Annotated in this window: 17 protein-coding genes; 8 read left to right on the plus strand and 9 right to left on the minus strand. The window is 59.1% G+C overall.

Annotation, left to right across the window (positions count from 1 at the left end):
• Positions 1 to 173: 173 nt before the first annotated feature.
• From GYN08_RS08075 to GYN08_RS08085, 3 genes are all read right to left on the minus strand, one after another.
• Positions 174 to 407 carry a helix-turn-helix domain-containing protein gene (locus GYN08_RS08075; RefSeq protein WP_166273672.1) on the minus strand — a complete coding sequence of 78 codons (234 nt, stop codon included), beginning with the start codon at positions 405 to 407 and terminating at the stop codon, positions 174 to 176.
• A 10-nt stretch (positions 408 to 417) separates the two neighbouring features.
• On the minus strand, positions 418 to 900 hold the full coding sequence (locus tag GYN08_RS08080; RefSeq protein WP_166273673.1) for a DUF2975 domain-containing protein: 483 nt from the start codon (positions 898 to 900) through the stop codon (positions 418 to 420).
• Between the two features lie 189 nt (positions 901 to 1089).
• The gene (locus tag GYN08_RS08085; RefSeq protein ID WP_166273674.1) at positions 1090 to 1848 is read right to left on the minus strand and encodes an SDR family oxidoreductase; all 759 of its coding nucleotides are present in this window, start codon (positions 1846 to 1848) and stop codon (positions 1090 to 1092) included.
• Positions 1849 to 2033: 185 nt separating this feature from the next.
• Here GYN08_RS08085 and GYN08_RS08090 point away from each other — a divergent pair, with 185 nt between their 5' ends.
• Complete coding sequence (locus GYN08_RS08090) at positions 2034 to 2699, plus strand: TetR/AcrR family transcriptional regulator (RefSeq protein WP_235946009.1); 666 nt, start codon at positions 2034 to 2036, stop codon at positions 2697 to 2699.
• Positions 2700 to 2789: 90 nt separating this feature from the next.
• Here the strand turns inward: GYN08_RS08090 and GYN08_RS08095 are convergent, their stop codons facing one another.
• Positions 2790 to 3488 (minus strand): hypothetical protein, encoded by a 699-nt coding sequence (locus GYN08_RS08095; RefSeq protein WP_166273675.1) that lies wholly within the window; start codon positions 3486 to 3488, stop codon positions 2790 to 2792.
• A 1119-nt stretch (positions 3489 to 4607) separates the two neighbouring features.
• On the opposite strand from GYN08_RS08095, the gene GYN08_RS08100 reads away from it, so the two are divergent.
• The 5 genes from GYN08_RS08100 to sstT all read left to right on the plus strand — a co-directional run bounded on the left by GYN08_RS08100 (position 4608) and on the right by sstT (position 10809).
• Positions 4608 to 4877: an ACT domain-containing protein gene (locus tag GYN08_RS08100; protein WP_268952860.1), complete on the plus strand. Its 270-nt coding sequence runs from the start codon at positions 4608 to 4610 to the stop codon at positions 4875 to 4877.
• Between the two features lie 19 nt (positions 4878 to 4896).
• Entirely contained in the window at positions 4897 to 6255 is a 1359-nt protein-coding gene (locus tag GYN08_RS08105) for a PFL family protein (protein ID WP_166273677.1), read from the plus strand.
• Between the two features lie 200 nt (positions 6256 to 6455).
• Positions 6456 to 7316, plus strand: a complete 861-nt coding sequence (locus GYN08_RS08110) for a hypothetical protein (RefSeq protein ID WP_166273678.1) — start codon at positions 6456 to 6458, stop codon at positions 7314 to 7316.
• A gap of 46 nt (positions 7317 to 7362) precedes the next feature.
• Entirely contained in the window at positions 7363 to 9336 is a 1974-nt protein-coding gene (locus GYN08_RS08115; RefSeq protein ID WP_166273679.1) for a TcaA NTF2-like domain-containing protein, read from the plus strand.
• A gap of 243 nt (positions 9337 to 9579) precedes the next feature.
• On the plus strand, positions 9580 to 10809 hold the full coding sequence (gene sstT / locus GYN08_RS08120) for a serine/threonine transporter SstT (RefSeq protein ID WP_166273680.1): 1230 nt from the start codon (positions 9580 to 9582) through the stop codon (positions 10807 to 10809).
• A 156-nt stretch (positions 10810 to 10965) separates the two neighbouring features.
• Here the strand turns inward: sstT and GYN08_RS08125 are convergent, their stop codons facing one another.
• From GYN08_RS08125 to GYN08_RS08135, 3 genes are read right to left on the minus strand one after another with little or no spacing between them, the layout of a single operon-like run.
• On the minus strand, positions 10966 to 11838 hold the full coding sequence (locus GYN08_RS08125; protein WP_166273681.1) for a hypothetical protein: 873 nt from the start codon (positions 11836 to 11838) through the stop codon (positions 10966 to 10968).
• A gap of 49 nt (positions 11839 to 11887) precedes the next feature.
• Positions 11888 to 12562, minus strand: a complete 675-nt coding sequence (locus tag GYN08_RS08130; RefSeq protein ID WP_166273682.1) for a histidine phosphatase family protein — start codon at positions 12560 to 12562, stop codon at positions 11888 to 11890.
• Between the two features lie 27 nt (positions 12563 to 12589).
• The gene (locus GYN08_RS08135) at positions 12590 to 13357 is read right to left on the minus strand and encodes a spermidine synthase (protein ID WP_166273683.1); all 768 of its coding nucleotides are present in this window, start codon (positions 13355 to 13357) and stop codon (positions 12590 to 12592) included.
• 242 nt (positions 13358 to 13599) lie between these two features.
• Here GYN08_RS08135 and GYN08_RS08140 point away from each other — a divergent pair, with 242 nt between their 5' ends.
• Both GYN08_RS08140 and GYN08_RS08145 read left to right on the plus strand, forming a co-directional pair.
• Positions 13600 to 14202: a TetR/AcrR family transcriptional regulator gene (locus GYN08_RS08140; RefSeq protein WP_166273684.1), complete on the plus strand. Its 603-nt coding sequence runs from the start codon at positions 13600 to 13602 to the stop codon at positions 14200 to 14202.
• A 96-nt stretch (positions 14203 to 14298) separates the two neighbouring features.
• Positions 14299 to 15531, plus strand: a complete 1233-nt coding sequence (locus tag GYN08_RS08145) for an MFS transporter (RefSeq protein ID WP_166273685.1) — start codon at positions 14299 to 14301, stop codon at positions 15529 to 15531.
• A 154-nt stretch (positions 15532 to 15685) separates the two neighbouring features.
• Here GYN08_RS08145 and GYN08_RS08150 read toward each other — a convergent pair whose 3' ends face one another.
• A complete protein-coding gene (locus GYN08_RS08150; RefSeq protein WP_166273686.1) occupies positions 15686 to 16591 on the minus strand; it encodes a cation diffusion facilitator family transporter in 906 nt (301 codons plus the stop codon).
• Positions 16592 to 16791: 200 nt separating this feature from the next.
• Entirely contained in the window at positions 16792 to 17328 is a 537-nt protein-coding gene (locus tag GYN08_RS08155) for a hypothetical protein (RefSeq protein WP_166273687.1), read from the minus strand.
• Between the last annotated feature and the right edge of the window lie 79 nt (positions 17329 to 17407).

Here is a 17407-nt window from a genome sequence, read left to right on the forward strand (position 1 = left end):
CCGCTCCCCCTGTCGCTTATGCCTGCTTCCAGTGTACGTCATCCCTCGCGTCTCTTAATAGAGAACAGCGGCAAAAGGATTTCGACAAAACCGTGACAGACGGCAGGGGAAAACTTGGGTACTGCGGCGCAGACGGTCGGATTCGGCAGGGAGGCCGCTCCCCCGCCAAGCCGTCACTCCGCCTGCTCCGGCGCTTCTTCTTCGTCCGCCCGATACTCCAGCAGGTCGCCGGGCTGACAATCGAGCGCTTTGCAGATCGCTTCGAGCGTCGACAGGCGGACCGCTTTGGCTTTGCCGTTTTTGAGGATCGACAGGTTCGCCATCGTGATGCCGATCCGCTCGGACAATTCCGTCACGCTCATTTTTCGCTTCGCCAGCATGACGTCGATATTAATGATGATTGCCATGGATTTCACCTCAGACCGTCAATTCGTTTTCAAGCTGGATCGCGATCGCTTCCTGCAGCAGCTTCTGGAGCACGGCGGCGAACACGGCGATGACCCAGGAAGCGAAGATGATGACCAGGCCGATCACGATGATCCCAGGCGCGTCGTCCCGTTCCGCCATCATATAGTAGAGAGGCATGCCGATCGCGAACAATCCGCCCACCGCCGCTCCGCAGTATTTGATCTTTTTCAGCGCCTGCACGGCCAGATCCGAGAACGCCCGCCTGCGCTCGATATGGATCAGCAGCCTGAACGACTGGTACAGCGCCAGATAGAACGGAATCGCCGTCGCGTACAGATCGATCCAGATCCAGATCCTGATCGCAGTATACTCCGGGTACAGTTCCGCCGCAAAATTCCCGATTCCCGGTACCAGAAAAATGTAGATCGCCAGAATCGGAAGCCCGATCAGCACGACCGCCGCCTTCAAAAAAAGCGTAGTTCCTCGATGCATAACCCTTCCCTCGCTTATGATTGGATTTGCTTCGATCTTATCGCATTATTTATCGTTTTACAATAAAAATATGTTGTTAATTTTAGAGAAAGCAAAAAAAAGACCTCTCCGGCAGAAGCCGAAAAGGTCGGTAAAAAGCGCTCGCCGCCGGTCGTCCGGAAGCCTCCTGCTGCGGACGGCGTTCCCCGATCAGTAAGCCGTCCAGCCCGCGTCGGCGGTAATCGTCACGCCGTTGACGAAGCTGGCGTCGTCGGAGCCGAGGAACAGCGCCACTTTGGCCACTTCTTCCGGTGCGCCGACGCGCGGGTTGATGCCCATGCCGATCATCGCGCGCTCCATGCCGAACTCGTTCACTTGGCCCATGGAAGCCGAGATGTTGGTGGCCACGCCGCCCGGCGCGATCGCGTTGCAGCGGATGCCTTTGACCGAGTATTGGAAGCCGACGTTTTTCGTCAGGCCGATTACCGCGTGCTTGGACGCCGTATACGCCGCGCCCGCGCGCGAACCGTTCAAGCCGCCCGCCGAAGCGATGTTGACGATGACGCCCTGCCCTTTTTCGAGGAAAATCGGGAGCGCTTTGCGGATCGCCCGCATCGGGCCCGTCGTGTTGATCGCGAAGACGCGCTCCCACAGCTCGTCCGTCACGTCGCCCGCGGACGTAAAGCCGTCCATGATGCCCGCGTTGTTGACGAGAATGTCGAGCGTGCCGTAATGTTCCACCGTTCGGTCGACCAACTGCTGAATGTCCTCTTCGGACGCCACGTTCGTCTTGATCGCGAACGCTTCGCCGCCCGCGTCCTTGATCTCCTGCGCGACCGTTTCCGCCGCTTCGAGATTGATGTCCGACACGGCCACCTTCGCGCCTTCCGCCGCGTACAGAATCGCGATGCTGCGTCCCATGCCCGATGCCGCGCCCGTTACGATCGCCGTTTTGCCCTGAAGTTTCATCTTTTTGGCCTCCTGTAGGTTGGAATTGTTTTTTCAACAAATGTTCATTAATTACCGCTGAGACCAGTATAATAAATCATAGACAGCGCATACAATCGGTAAAAAGGGAGCGTTTTGTGCGTTAACGACCATTTTCCCGCTTCTCTGTTCATTATGTTTATTTTTGTTGAAAAGGAGGACTGTCCATGCCCGGCACACCGGCGGAATCCGCCATGCCCGACTCTCTCTCTTCGATCGACCGACGCATCCGCCGTTCCAAAAAAGCGCTCAAGGAGACGCTGATCGCCCTCATGCGGGAGCGCGATTTCAAAGACATCTCGATCACCGATCTCGTGCGCGGCGCGGACCTGAACCGGGGGACCTTCTACAAGCATTACCGGGACAAAGAAGAGCTGCTCGCCGAAGCCGTCGACGATACGATGACCGACCTGATCGCTTCTTACCGGGAGCCTTATCGGCATGCCGATTCGCTGGATATCCGCAAACTGACCGCTTCCGGCATCAAGATTTTCGAACATGTGCATCGTCACGCCGCCTTTTACGCCCTGATCGTGGAGTCGCGGGCGCTGCCCGGATTCCCCGATCGGATCTGCGCCGTCATCAAGGAACTGAGCCTGCACGATCTGGAAACGGCCGAGCTTAATCCCCGAATCGACCGCGCTCTCTTCGCCGGCTATCAGGCCTATGCGATCTGGGGCATGATTCTGGAGTGGATCAAGGGGAGCTTCGCCCATTCCCCCGACTATATGGCGAGCCAGCTGCTGGAGTATATCCGCAGCCGGCTGGAAGGCCCGGACGTCGTGTACCGCAGCGGAAGACGGGATCCGGACGCCCGAGCGAGCACGGATTGACAGACGGCACGCCGAAGACTCCGCCGCCTCGGATAAGCCGGGGCCTGCGGAGTCTCGCCGAATTCGATTCGCAGCCGGGCAGCGCGGCATTCAGCCGCTGCTGCGCGCCCTGCGCCGGTTCTTCGCCGGCTTATGGGACGGAACGTAAGGCGAGGCGCTCTGGTCCATCCGCGTCATCCAGATGTATAAGAGCAGCCCGAGAATCGGGATCAGCCCGAGCAGCGCCATCGCCTGCGGCATGGAACGCCGGCGCGAGCCGGTATAGATGGCGTATACCGAGAGCAGCGTCAGCAGCGCGAAATCGATCGTCATCACGTTGACGAACCGCGACGTGCGGAACGCTTCCGCATAGACGCCCAAGTCGCCCGCCAGGAATCCCCAGCCCATGACCACCAGCGTCAGGACGAACAGGATAGCGTGGGTGACCTGCGACTCCGCCGTTCGGCGTATGCTTTCGGACAGGCGGAGCGTATGCGATCCGGCATGGGTATGCGACGTGAGAATGTAGTAAGGCAGCAGCGCGAATACGCCGAGCGCAAAAGACAGCAGCACGAACGGCCAGGCCGGGACGACGCGATCGTCGTGCCTCAGCAGCAGGCAGGCATAGGTCAGCGGGAACAATCCGAGCAGCGTGAACATGGCGAGCAGCGAAGGCTCGACGGCCTGCAGCGTCAGCAGCGGCACGAACCAGGGGTCCTCCCCGCCGCCCGCTCCGGGCGCGAAAAACAGCGCGTACACGATGAAGGCCAGCCATACGACGAGCAGCAGCGCGCGGGGGATGCGGGTCATGGCGGTCACACCTTTCTATGGAAAATGGGCGCAGGGCCGTTTCTTGTCCGGTTCCGGCAGTCTCTTCCATTTATTACCCGGTTCCGTCCATCTTGGCAAGCAGGCCCGCGGAAAAAGATTAAAATCGCATTTTCCGCCGAACCCGAAAAAAGACACCCGCACAGAACAAACTGTACGGGTGTCTTTCGGTGCTCGAAACCATGAAGCGGGGGCGGTTTCAGCGAGGCTTCCGGCGGAGAGAGTTGGGGTTCCCCGCCGGGTGGTTACCGTATGAGTATAACCCCCCGATCTGAACATTTTCTGAACAAGCCCCAACTTTTCGGTGCATCACTCCGTGCGGATGAAAAGTTGGGGCCGCGCCGAGCGAATTCTTTTAAATAAAGAGAGCCTAACCGCTCTCCCAAGCCCCCCCGAAGACGGAAGCCGACCCCCCCGGCTCCCCCGTCTTCATCTTTTAATGTTTTTATCTTTAATGTTTTTATCTTTAATGTTTTTATCTTTTCATCTTTAATCTTTAATCTTTAATCTTTAATCACTTAATATTTTTATCTTTAATCTCTTATCCCGCTCTTGTATCCCGCTCTTCTATCCCGCTTTCTTATCCAGCTCTTCTATCTCGCCTTCTTACCTCGCTCTTTCATCCCGCCCTGCCGTCTCCTCTTCCGCTTTCCTCCTGCGTCCCCCTCGTTCACTTCCTGACCTTATCCTGGTCCCCGCTGCGTCCCCCGCCGTGCCGGCCTTTCCGGCCGCATTCCATATTGCGTGTTCGAATATTCAAAGCCCTTACCCCCATGTTCTGTCCTTCTCTGCGCCCGGCATATCGTCCGAGGCCCGCGCTTATATCGTTCGCCCAATATACCAACCGGCTCTGAACGAATTCTGAACGAACTTTCGCCCCCGCCTCCTCAGCGTTCGATCCGCGGCCCGTCTCGGCTTGCCTCCAAACAGGCTTCAGAAGCGATAAAGCCCTTACATTTTTTCTCCACAAAATCTTCGATTGAAGCCTTGCCCGCTATCTGACATAATGAGTCATAACTTAACGCGTTGAAGCATTACCGGGTACCGCTTTTGGCGGGTATCCCGCAATCGCAGGCGTATATGAATAAGGGGGCTTTTTCGTTGAAAGGCATTATTACGGTACTGGGCAAAGACCAAGTCGGCATCATCGCCAAAGTGTGCACCTATCTCGCGGAGCAGAACGTGAATATTCTCGACATCTCGCAGACGATCGTGCAGGATTACTTCAACATGATGATGATCGTGGACATTGCGAAGCCGGCCAAGGCGTTCGAGGATCTGATTACCGATCTGCACGAACTGGGCCTCGGCATCGGCGTCGAAATCAAGCTGCAGCACGAAGACATTTTCAACAGCATGCACCGGATTTGAGAAAGGGGATAAGCTTCGCATGATTTCGAAATTCGAAGTACAGGAAACGAACACGATGATCTCCGAGATGAAGCTGGACGTGCGCACCATCACGATGGGCATCAGCCTGATGGACTGCGGACATTCGGATCTCAAAATTTTCAACCAAAAGGTATACGACAAAATCACCCGCCTTGCCGAAAAGCTGGTCAAGACGGGCGAGGACCTGGAGCGCCAATTCGGCATTCCGATCATCAACAAGCGCATCTCCGTCACGCCGATCGCCATCGCGGCGGGTCCGGTAGAGACGAACAGCTACGTGCCGATCGCCGAGACGCTGGACCGCGCGGCGCGCGAAGTCGGCGTCAACTTCCTCGGCGGCTTCTCCGCGCTGGTGCAAAAAGGGTACACCGACAGCGACCGCATGCTGATCGACAGCATTCCGGAAGCGCTGGCCGTCACGGAACGCGTCTGCTCGTCGGTCAATATCGGCTCGTCGCGCAGCGGCATCAACATGGACGCGGTCAAAAAGATGGGCGAGATCATCCGGCAAACGGCCGAGCTGACGGCGGACCGCGATTCGCTCGGCTGCTCCAAGCTGGTCGTGTTCTGCAACGCGGTCGAAGACAATCCCTTCATGGCGGGCGCTTTCCACGGACCGGGCGAACCGGAATGCGAGATCAACGTCGGCGTCAGCGGACCGGGCGTGGTGAAAAGAGCGCTGGAAGAAGTGAAGGACGCCGACTTCGAGACGCTGTGCGAAACGATCAAGCGGACGGCGTTCAAAGTCACGCGGGCCGGCCAGCTCGTCGCCCAGGAAGCGGCGAAACGCCTCGGCGTGCCGTTCGGCAGCATCGACTTGTCGCTCGCTCCGACGCCGGCGGTCGGCGACTCCATCGCGGAGATTTTCCGCGTGATGGGGCTCGAGGAAGCCGGCGCTCCGGGCACTACGGCGGCGCTCGCCATCTTGAACGACAATGTCAAAAAAGGCGGCGTCATGGCTTCCTCGTACGTCGGCGGCCTGAGCGGCGCGTTCATTCCGGTCAGCGAAGACCAGGCGATGATCGAAGCGGTGCAGCGAGGCGCGCTGACGCTCGAGAAGCTGGAAGCGATGACGTGCGTCTGCTCCGTCGGACTGGACATGATCGCGATTCCGGGCGACACGAGCGCCTCGACCATCGCGGGCATCATCGCCGACGAAGCGGCGATCGGCATGGTTAACAACAAGACGACCGCCGTCCGCCTCATTCCCGTCATCGGCAAGGACGTCGGCGAGATTGCCGAATTCGGCGGCCTGCTCGGCTATGCGCCGGTCATGCCGGTCAACCGCTTCGACTGCGCGCCGTTCGTCAACCGCGGCGGACGGGTACCGGCACCGATTCACAGCTTCAAGAACTAGGGCGTGTACGAAAGCTTCGCCGGGCACCAGAACCCGGCAGAGCTTTTTTTCTGTTCCCGAGGCCCGGGAATGCAACTTTTTTCATAAACTCTTCTAGTCTCCCACTTAGCAAAATGTTATTATAAACAATGCCTGAATACAGATAAAAAAGGCAAAATCATCCGGTCTATGCGACTACATACCAGGAGGGTAAAACATTCATGTCATTTTGCACAAACTGCGGCAGTCCGATCACGGAAGGCCAGACCCACGTCTGCCAGGCTTCGGTTCCGTCCGTTCCCGCTTCGCAGCAGGCTTCTTCTCAGGCTTCCCCTCAAGATTCTCAGCAGGCTCCTCAGCAGGCTTCTCAACCGTCGGGCTTCGCCGGCGGCGAGCCGAATGCCCGCAATTACGGCGAGCTGGTCAAGGGCGAGCTGTCCAAGTTCGAAAAAGGCACGCTGCTGGAACTGCTCAAAAATCCGCTGTCGGCACTTCAGCTTCGCGGCGAATCCGACCTGCGTTACGGTCTGATCGGATTGGCGGCTTCGCTGATCGGCTATATGCTGTGGGCCTGGTCGCTGAAAAGAAACGTCATACATACCGTTTTCGAATTGAGCGGCGGCGGTTCGCGATCCGAATGGAGAGAAGGCTATAAGTATGCCAGCGATCAATTCGCCATTTTGAGTCCGATGTTCGTCCTGGGACTCGTGTCGCTTATCGCCTTGACGGCCGGCGCGATTCTGCTCGGCGGCGGGCTCGGCACGCATAAAGTCTCCTGGAAAGAAAGTCTGGCGAAGATCGGCGCGGTTCAGCTTTCGGTCGGCGCAGGCTTCCTCGTGTCCGCCCTGATGCTGTTCGTGTCGCTCCGCTTCGGCTTCGTTGTGCTGACGGTCGTGGTGCTGTCCGCGCTTGCGCTTACGCTGTTCGCCGCAGCCCAGCTGTTCCGCGTCTCCCAAGCCCGCATCCTTCCTCTGGTCGGATTGTTCATGCTTCTTGTGGTTGCCGTGACGGCCATTACGTTCAATCTCCAACTGCAGGCCGCTTTCGAAAAAACGGCTGCGCAGTTTATGAATTTTTTCTAAGCGTTCATGCAGGCGATGCCATTTTCCCGAAAGGAATGATTGATTGATGTACTGCCAGAAATGCGGAGCTCCGGCCGATCCCGCCTGGAAGTTCTGCGAAAAATGCGGCGCTCCGCTGGAGCGGAATCACGCCGGCGAACCGGCGGCCCCGCTGTCGCCCTCGGCATCGACGCCGACTCCGACTCCGATGCCCGCGATGCGGAGCGATTCGGCAGCCCCTGCGGTCCCGGCCGCTCCGGCAGCCAAGCCCAAGCGGCCCATGTCGAAGAAGAACAAAATCCTGGCCGGCACGATCGGCGGAGTCGTCGTTTTGCTGGCCGCCGCTTTTCTGATTCTGCGGATGACCTACGGACCGTCCACTCCGGAAGAACTGGCGAAGAAGCTTAACGCGGCGATCGACGCCAAAGACCCGGCTGCGCTGGCTTCTTACCTGGACGACGCGGATTCGCCGATTCTGGCCGACGATCGCCTCAAGGCGTTCGGGGCGACGCTGGAAAACGAAAGCGTCCGCAGCGCCTACAAGGAAGGCATCCTGTCCGCGATCCAGCTGGCCGAGACGACCGAGGAAGACGCGCCGAGCCGGGATTCGTTCAGCGACCAGCTCAGGGAAGAACTCGAAGGTCCGAACGCCGATCTGCCGGACGCCTGGCTGACCTTTGTCAAAGAGCGCTCCTGGAGAGGCAGCAAATGGAGCGCGCATGTCGCTCCCGTATCCGTCGCCGCGCAGAATTCCGAGCCGTCCGACGACGTCAAAAGTTCGATGAAGGTCGGCGGAATAGCGGCGGACGCCGATACGGTCGAAAATTTATGGCCTTCCTTTTACGATTACGAAGGCGCGCTGACCGGAGCGTACGGCAGCCAGCCGTACGACGGACAGGTGAGCGCCTTCGATTATACGGCGCCGAATACCGTCATCTTCGAAGCTTCGCGGATGAACCGCCTCTCGCTCAAGTTCCCCGACATCGCGACGACCGTCAGTTTGAACGGCAAGGAAGCAGATGGAGCGCCGAACGACTACAAGACGTTCGGTCCTCTCCCGCAGCAGGTCGATCTCAAAGTCGCCGCAGACGCTTACGGCGTCGAGCTCAGCAGCGAGGCGAAGATCGATACCGCCGAAGAATCCAACTACGAGATCGGCTCCGCCCTCCAGCAGGCGGCAGCCGAAAAAGTCGCCGACCTGGCCTACTCGACGATGGAAAACTGGGCCAAGGCGACCAACTCTCACAGCAAAAAGCAGCTGACGGGCTACGACCCGAACGGACGATTTTCCGAATTTCTGACCTGGGATATGGAAAATAACCCCGACAGACGCTACGCGCTCAGCAAAGTCGCCGTCAATCCGCTCAGCATCCGCTTTTACGAAGATTATTTGACGGCGGATATTCGGTATGAGTATGTCGATTCCGACAGCCCGGACGAAGAAGAACATTCGGCGGTCCGTCTGGAGATCGCCCGTCACGGCGATCAAAAGGAATGGTGGATCACCGATTACAATTCCGCTTACGTAAGCGAATCGGGAGCCAACGTCGAACGCGCGAATTCGGCGTTCGAGAAGGAACGGGCGGCTCTGTCCAAGAGCGCCGCGGCCGCTTCCGCCGCAGACGCTTCGGGCAGCTCGGCCGTCCAGGCATCGGCTTCCGGCAGCGCCGCGTTCAAGCAGGAAGACGCCCAATCTTTCATGCTCGACTATCTGAACGCATCGGTCGCGGCCATCAACGCCCGGGATTTCAGCTACGTAACCTGGCATATGGACCCGTCGGGGCCGGCCTCCAAGGAATCGTCCGACTACATCGGATATTTGGAGACGAAAGGGATTACGGAACAATTCGAAGACGCCGTCGTGACCGGCTTCAAGGACAACGGCGACTCCACGTATACCGTGTCCACGCGCGAGTCCTACATCATCTACAACAAGGATATGGAAGGTACGGCGAGAAGCTACAACTCCGTTTATAAGCTGAGCGTGGTCGACGGCGCCCTGAAAGCCCATACGCTGCTCAGCACCAAAGAGATCAAGTAACCCGACTCGTTTGAACGATAACGACAGCAGCCCGGTCCGAAACTTTTCGGATCGGGCTGTTTGCGCAGACCGTTTTTCCGACTGCCGAAACGGCATGCCGCCTCCAAAAGATTTCATAAAAACTTTCAAATACGTGCATACATCAACGCTTTTGTGTGGTAAACTGTCACAAACCTATATTGCCGGCCGGCTAAATAAACGAAACGGCGGCGATATTGCCATATTCGATTTCGGAGGGTGTTTATGCGTACATGGATCATGAAATGGAATCAAATCAGCCTGGTTAAGCGAATTCTCGTCGGCATTGTCGTCGGCATCATTCTGGCTCTTGTCTTTCCCGGGGCAAAATGGATCGCGCTGCTGGGCACGCTGTTCGTCGGGGCGCTGAAAGGCGTCGCTCCGATCCTCGTGCTGTTCCTGGTCATGGCGGCTATATCGCGGCACCGTCAAGGCCAGAAAACGAATATGAAATCGATCATCGCGCTGTACGCGATCGGCACGTTTCTCGCCGGCCTGACCGCCGTGATCGTGAGCTTCCTGTTTCCCGTCAGCCTGTCGCTCGTCACGACTTCCGAGGAACTCAGCCCGCCGCAGGGCATCGCCGAAGTGCTGCAAACGCTGCTGCTCAAGATTGTCGACAATCCGGTCAACGCTCTGATCAGCGCCAACTATATCGGCATTCTGGCCTGGGCCGTCCTGCTCGGAATCGCGCTGCGACATGCGAAGGAAGGCGTAAAGGAAGTAATCGGCGGTCTGTCGGACGCCCTGACTCTCATCGTCAAATGGGTCATCAACCTGGCGCCGTTCGGCGTTCTGGGCCTGGTGTTCGATGCCATTACCGCGAACGGTCTGGAATCGTTGATCGATTACGGCAAACTGCTGATCCTGTTGGTCGGCTGCATGCTGTTTATGGCCTTCGTCGTCAATCCGCTGATCGTCTACTTCAAGATTCGCAGCAATCCGTATCCGCTGGTGTTGACCTGCCTGGGAGAGAGCGGCATCACGGCCTTCTTTACCCGCAGCTCGGCGGCCAACATCCCGGTCAACATGAGATTGTCCGAGAAGCTGGGATTGGACAAAGAAACGTATTCCGTCTCCATTCCGATCGGCGCCACGATCAACATGGGCGGCGCGGCGATCACGATCTCCGTGCTTACGCTGGCGGCGGCCCATACGCTGAACATTCCGGTCGATTTCGGCACGGCGCTGCTGCTCAGCCTGCTCTCCACCGTAGCGGCGGCCGGAGCTTCCGGCGTGCCCGGCGGCTCGCTGCTGCTGATTCCGCTGGCGTGCAGCCTGTTCGGCATCCCGAACGAGATCGCCATCCAGGTCGTAGCCGCCGGCTTCATTATCAGCGTGCTGCAGGATTCGTGCGAAACGGCGCTGAATTCTTCGACCGACGTGCTCTTTACCGCCGCCGCCGACCGCGCGCGCAAGCGCAAGGACGGCACTGCCTTCTTGAAAAAGGGCTAAGCGCTTCGCTTCCGTTCCCCAGCCAAAAAAACAAAAAAGCCGTCTCGGCCGCAGAAGCGGTCAAGACGGCTTTTTGTCGGGCGGCATTCGCTCATTCGGCCGCTCGATCGTTCGGTCGGAGCAAAGATCGGAAGGCGAGAAGCAGCCGGGCTACGTTCAAGTCCGCCGCCAAGCCGTAAGCGCCTCCCATACCGACGCTTCCCGCCCGCAGGCCGGGCAGGAAGCCCGGCCATCCAGCGACGGGATCGCCCGGGCCAGGCGGCGCGCGCCGAGCCGCCGCGCTTCGCTCCCAAGCATTCGCAGTGCCGGGCGCAGTTCCGCCTGCGCCGCGGGACGGACGTCCGCCGAAGGCAGTCCGTCCGTCCCCGGCATGACCGGGTCGTCCGTGTAGACGACCCATCTCTCCGGCTCCCCTTCGGACCGGGAGCCGCCGGCTTCCGGCCGGACATACCAGTCCGCGCCGCAGGACGGGCAGATCCCGGCATATTCGTCGCCGGCCGGACCCTCGAACAGCAGCCGGGCCGCCTCGGCGTGCCCGGCATATGCGGCATGCGCCGCGAGCAGATAGACGGCTTCCGCGGATCCCGCCTGTACGGCTTTCAGCGCCTGCCGCGCCGCGCGCTCATGCAAAGCCGCAAGCCGGCTTACCCCCTCGCGCCAGCCGGCCGCGATGCTCCGCACGATTTTCGCATCCAGCTCTCCTTGGCGGCTCCGCCGGAATTCGCCGGATCGTTCGACCGGTTCGCCGCTTTCTCCTTCGCGGCCTGCCGTCATCATCCCGCCGGCGATATACAGATCGATCAGCGCCTCTTCGTCGCCCGCTTTTTCCGCCATGTCCGCCAAATACGGCATCGCCGCCAGCGTGGACGCGTAGATCGTACCCTGATGCAGCAGCAGCTCGATCAGCTCCTGCCGCAGTTCCCCGTTCGCCGCGTCCGGCCTCAGACGGCGCAGCAGTTCCGCCGCCTCGTCCCCTTCCCCGTAAGCCGTCGTCAATCGGCTCCATGCCGGGTCGCTCAGTTCCAACATTACGGTGTGCCTCCTTGGGATTCGTTGATCGGACGCTTTTTTCGGCGCGTTAAGCCTGCTCCCGATAATGCGAGACGTCCCCGTGCAGCTCCACTTTCATCCCTTCCGGTCCGTACACGACTTTGCACAGGCAGGTCGATTCCAGAACGGGCGGCTTCCACATTTCCGAGACCGGCTGCCGGCGGAATGCGGTCATCAGCAAATTAAGCACGGCGGCATGCGTCACGACCAGCAGACTGCGACCTTGATTGACGTTCAATATGCGCTCGATCGCGGGAACGACGCGGTGCCCCAGATCCAGGAACGATTCGCCCCCGTGCACGGGCTCGAACAAATGCGGATCGTTCCAAAACAGGTCGTAATCGTCCGGCAGTTCGGCCTGAATTTCCGTTCCCGTCCGGCCTTCCCAATTCCCCATGTCGATCTCCCGCAGATCGTCCACGGCCGTCACTTCCAGCGCCCGGCGTCCGCGCAGAATATCCGCCGTTCTCAGGGCGCGGGGGCTCGAGCTGGAATAGATCGCGTCCAGAGGCGCGTCCGCCAGCGAATCTCTGAGCCAGCGGGCGTGCAGCAGTCCTTTTTCGGTCAGCGGCGAATCTTTTCTCCCCTGCAATCGGCCTTCCAGATTCCATTCCGTCTGGCCGTGCCGGGTCATGTACAGCGTGGTGATCGCCGTTTCTTTCTTTTCGTCCGTTTGCTCCGGCGTTTCGATATTTTTTTTCATCTATGTATGTCCCCCTGTCTATCGAATTCAGCGCCTCATGTCCGAATAACCGAACATGACATCTTCCAGTACCGTACCGGGCTCGGGTTCCGACGGCTCGAAGCCCGCCATCCGCCGCAGTTTTCCTTGGATCGGACGCTTGGCCCCGACCAGAATCCGGTTTGTCGGATCCCGAGGGTCGTCCGTCGGCAGCGCGAACCCCCGCGTATGGGCAAACGTTTCCGACAGGCCGGCCCATACCGCTTCGACGAACGAATCCCGCCGGCCCCGGCCGAACACGTTCAGCAGAATCGTCCCGCTTTCGTTCAGTTTCCGCCGCGCCAACTTCCAAAATTCGCGCGTGAACAGATGCCAGGGCGTTCCTTTTTCCGTAAAAGCGTCCAGCACGATGTAATCCAGCGAACCGTCCGCTTCCCGTTCCAACAGCTCGCGTCCGTCCCCGATTCCCGCGGCCGGTCCCGCATAACCGAAAAAAGTCCGGCTCCACTCGGCGATCGTCGGGCTGATCTCCGCCGTACGGATGTCCCGGCCCGCAAAGTGCCCCGCGATCGTGCCGATCCCGTGCCCGACGATGAACGCCCGCTCGAATCCGGGATCGTTGTGCTCCATCAAATGAACGATCGCCCGGGGGTATTCCAGCACGATCCGCTTCGGATCGTTCAAATCGAGCGCGCCCTGCACATCACCGTCGGCAAACTGCAGCACGCGAAAGCGCCCTTTTTCCCCGTACAGCTCGTCCGTCTCGTAAACGGCGACCTCAAATCCGGGCTCTTCGGCCCGGCGCAGCAGCTCCATACCGACACTCCTCCCTACGGCAAAAAGACACGGATACGATCCGTGCCTTTTTGGGATCTTCCCTCAATTATAAGGAATACGGAACGCCGCCGCAAAATTCGGAACGATTTCCTATTCCTTTCGGCTCCCTCTCGGCATGCCGGCAGCCCGGCGTTAAGCGTTCCGAAGCGATAAAGTTGCATTTCTTCGGATATTCGTGTTAATATACTGAACGAAAGTTCAGGATTCAAGGAGGCGCCGTTTTGAACAAAAAGCAGCTGCAGAGCGAACAGACCCGCAAGCGCATCGCCGATGCCGCGCGCCATCTGTTCGTGCAGAAAGGATATAAAGCGACCTCGATCGAGGACATCACGGACGCGACGGGGAGCAGCAAGGGCAACATCTATTATCATTTTAAGAGCAAGGAAGGCCTGTTCCTCTACCTGCTCGACGAGTGGGACCGCGACTGGATCGCCAAGTGGCAGGAGAAGGAACATCTGTATACGTCGATTACGGAAAAAATGTACGGCTTCGCGGAGCAGATGGTACGGGAAGACCTGAACCATCCGCTGACCAAGGCGGCGGACGAGTTCTTTGTCGGCGGCGACAAGACGTGCGAAGTCGAAGACCGGCTGGCGGAAATGGTCGAAAGCCATCTCGCGTTCAACCGCGGATTGATCCAGCAGGGCATCGACAGCGGCGAATTCAAGCCGGGTGCGGCCGAAGGGCTTGCCGTCGTGCTGGAGGCGCTCGTGATCGGGCTCAGCCAGGTGTCCCGGCGCATCAGCCTCGAGCAGGCGCTCGACACTTATCGCCTGGCGATCGAAGTATTTCTCTACGGCATCGCGGGGCGGCCGGAGACTTAGCGGCCGTTCGCGCTTTTTTCACGCTCCGATACAGACCGAATATTCAGTATATAAAATTAACGCTTATCAAAAGCACATCGTTGGAGGATGTTTACCATGTCGTTAATGCTTCGTAACCGGGCGGCCATGCTGCTGCTCATGTTCAATATTTTTCTCGTCTTTACCGGAATAGGTTTGGTCGTCCCGATCATGCCGACCTACATGAATACGCTGCATATCGGAGGCAGTGTCGTGGGTCTGCTCGTCGCCACGTTTTCCGTCTCGCAGTTGGTCTGCTCGCCGATCGCCGGACGGTTGTCCGACCGACTCGGTCGGAAAAAGGTCATTATCGCCGGCATGCTGATCTTTGCCGTGTCGGAATTCCTGTTCGGTATCGCCAACGCTCCCTGGCTGCTGTTCGTCTCGCGGATTCTGGGCGGCGTCGGCGCCGCGCTGATCATGCCGGCCGTCATGGCCTACACCGCCGACATTACTTCGGACGAAGAACGCGCCAAAGGCATGGGATTCATTAACGCGGCGATCACGACCGGCTTCATTATCGGTCCGGGCATCGGCGGTTTCCTCGCCGAATTCGGCATTCGCGTGCCGTTCTTCGCCGCCGGCATCGCGGCCCTGATCTCCGGCTTCATCACGCTGCTCGTACTGCCGGAATCGCTCAGCATGGAGCGCCGGGCCGAAATCGCCAAGGCGGCCGAAGGCAAGCGCGACAGCCTGTTCAAGCAGCTGATGACGTCGTACCGGACGCCGTACTTCCTCAGCCTGGTCATCGTGTTCGTCAGCGCGTTCGGTCTGGCGAATTACGAGACGGTGTTCGGCCTGTTCGTCGACCACAAGTTCGGCTTTACGGCGCGCGATATCGCGGTGATCATCACGTTCGGCTCCATCGCCGGCGCCGTCGTGCAGGCGACGATCTTCGGCTGGCTGCTGAACCGCTTCGGCGAGCAGCGGGTCATCTCCATCTGTCTGGCCGCCGCCGCGATCTTCGTGCTGATGACGCTGTTCGTGCATCCGTACTGGCTGATCGTGACCGTCACGTTTATCGTGTTCCTGGCGATCGACATCCTGCGTCCGGCGATCGGCACGCAGATCTCCCGCCGCGCCGGCGATCAGCAGGGCTTCGCCGCCGGCCTGAACTCCGCTTACAGCAGTCTGGGCAATATTGCCGGACCGATCGTCGCCGGCGCGCTGTTCGACGTCAATATCAATTATCCGTACGTCTCGGCTTCGATCGTGCTCTTCCTCTGCTTCCTGCTCGTGCTGTACGTGGGCCGAAGCGACCGGAAACGCGCGGCAAGCCTGGCGGGCCCTGGGGCGGTCGAGCATACGTAAAACGTTCGGAAATCTCGAGCGCTTCCCGAACGCGGAACAAAAAAAGACCGCAATCGAAAAAAGGGCTTCGTGTCTTCGCGCCAAGGCGGGGATTCGAAGTCCTTTTTTGTCGTGCAGCCCCATTCCGTACAGCCCAACCGCCGACGGCATACGCCTATACTTCTTTGTCGGCTGCCGGTTTTTGCGCTTCTTCCTCTTTCGGCTCCACATGCACGCTGACAAAATAAATGTCGTGCTTCGCCTTCATCTCTTCTTCGATCCGGTCGGCGATATCGTGCCCTTCGACCAGGCTCAGATCGCGAGAAACTTCGACGACCACGTCGAGCACGGTCTGACTGCCGTTGACCCTCGCCTTGACTTCGCGCACTTCCTGGACGCCTTCGACCGTTCCGATCGTGTCCCGGATCTCCGCGAGTTTTTGTTCGTCGAAACCGTCGGTCAGCCGGTGCAGGGAGTCGCTCAAAATTTCCCAGGCCGTCCTGCAGATAATAAGCCCGACGACGAAAGCCGTGATCACGTCCAGCCAGGGCATGCCGAGCTGCGAGCCGAGGATGCCGACCGCCGCGCCGATGCTGACGAGAGCGTCGGATAAGTTGTCTTTGGCCGCGGCCATCAGCGCCTGACTTCCCGTCTTGATCGATAAATCGCGGTTGTACCGGTAGACGCCGTACATGGCCGCCGCGCAGAGCACGGCGACGCCCGCTACCCAGGCCTGCGGCGCTTCTCCGCTTCCGCCGGCCAGCTTCCGTGCCGCGTCTATCAGCACCTGCAGTCCGACGAGCGCCATAATGACGGACGCGATCAAGGCCGCGACCGTCTCCGCGCGAAAATGACCGTAGGCATGATCCGCATCCGGCGGTTTTTGCGAAATCCGGAGTCCGACGAGTACGGCGACCGAAGCCACGATATCCGTTAAATTATTCAATCCGTCCGCCTGCAGCGCGCTGGACAGAAAAACGTAGCCGATTGTCAATTTGAGCGCGGACAACACCAAATAAGCGACTATGCTGGCCCAGGCCCCTCGTTCGCCTTCTTTGATTTTGTCATAAATGTCGACCATCGTTCCGCCTCCAAACCCTGTATTTCAGGAACGTTGTCCATCATAACAAGCGGGCTGGCAGTGGGTCTAGAGAAACATTATAGCCGCCGGCGAACGTTGTAAGCCCCGGCAAATAGTCTGATAGCGACCAAACTTTGTTGACTCTGGGCAAGAATTGGCTTCAGGCTGCAAACTGTGCGAAACGGAGGCCGATCGGCGGGTCAGTTGAACAGCAACTCCTCGATAAAGGCGGATTCCTTTTTGTAAACGTTGAACATAAACACGGCCATCAGCGACAGGGCGAACAGCGAAGAATTTTCTTCCGCCGCCTCGTCGATCTGCAAGGCCGTTCGCAGCGAAAAGCCTTCCTGCTTGATCAGAGCCGTCAGGCGGCCGGCCGTTTTGATTTCCAACTCCTCGTCCCAGTTCTCTTCGATTCGCACCTCGACTCCGTCCAGCATCCCCGTTACGCAGAAATACAGCAGGCTGTTGCCCGATTTATCGCGGAAGGAGCCGGCCGATCCCGGTCCGGTCAGCGCATAACTCACCGCCAACAGGTCGGTGATTCCGCGTTTGCGAATCCCCAGCAGGTACGGTTCCCTGCCGCCTTCCGGCCAGTAAGCGAACGTATTTTTGCGCTCGCAGCCTTCCAAGCTGCCGCGTCCGATCAGGCCGACCTGCTCACCGGCTGCATTATCCACCCTCAATCTTCTCTCGCTTCCCCAATGGATCGTGTCGCGGAAATCATAACTTTTCATCCCGTTCCTCCCTAATGGTGCGCCGTGCCGGCCGCAGTATAATTGCCTATCGAGGGTAAAACGTACTCGTTCCCGCTGT

Origin of the sequence: Saccharibacillus alkalitolerans, assembly GCF_011090185.1 — a bacterium.
Classification (GTDB): Bacteria; Bacillota; Bacilli; order Paenibacillales; family Paenibacillaceae; genus Saccharibacillus; species Saccharibacillus alkalitolerans.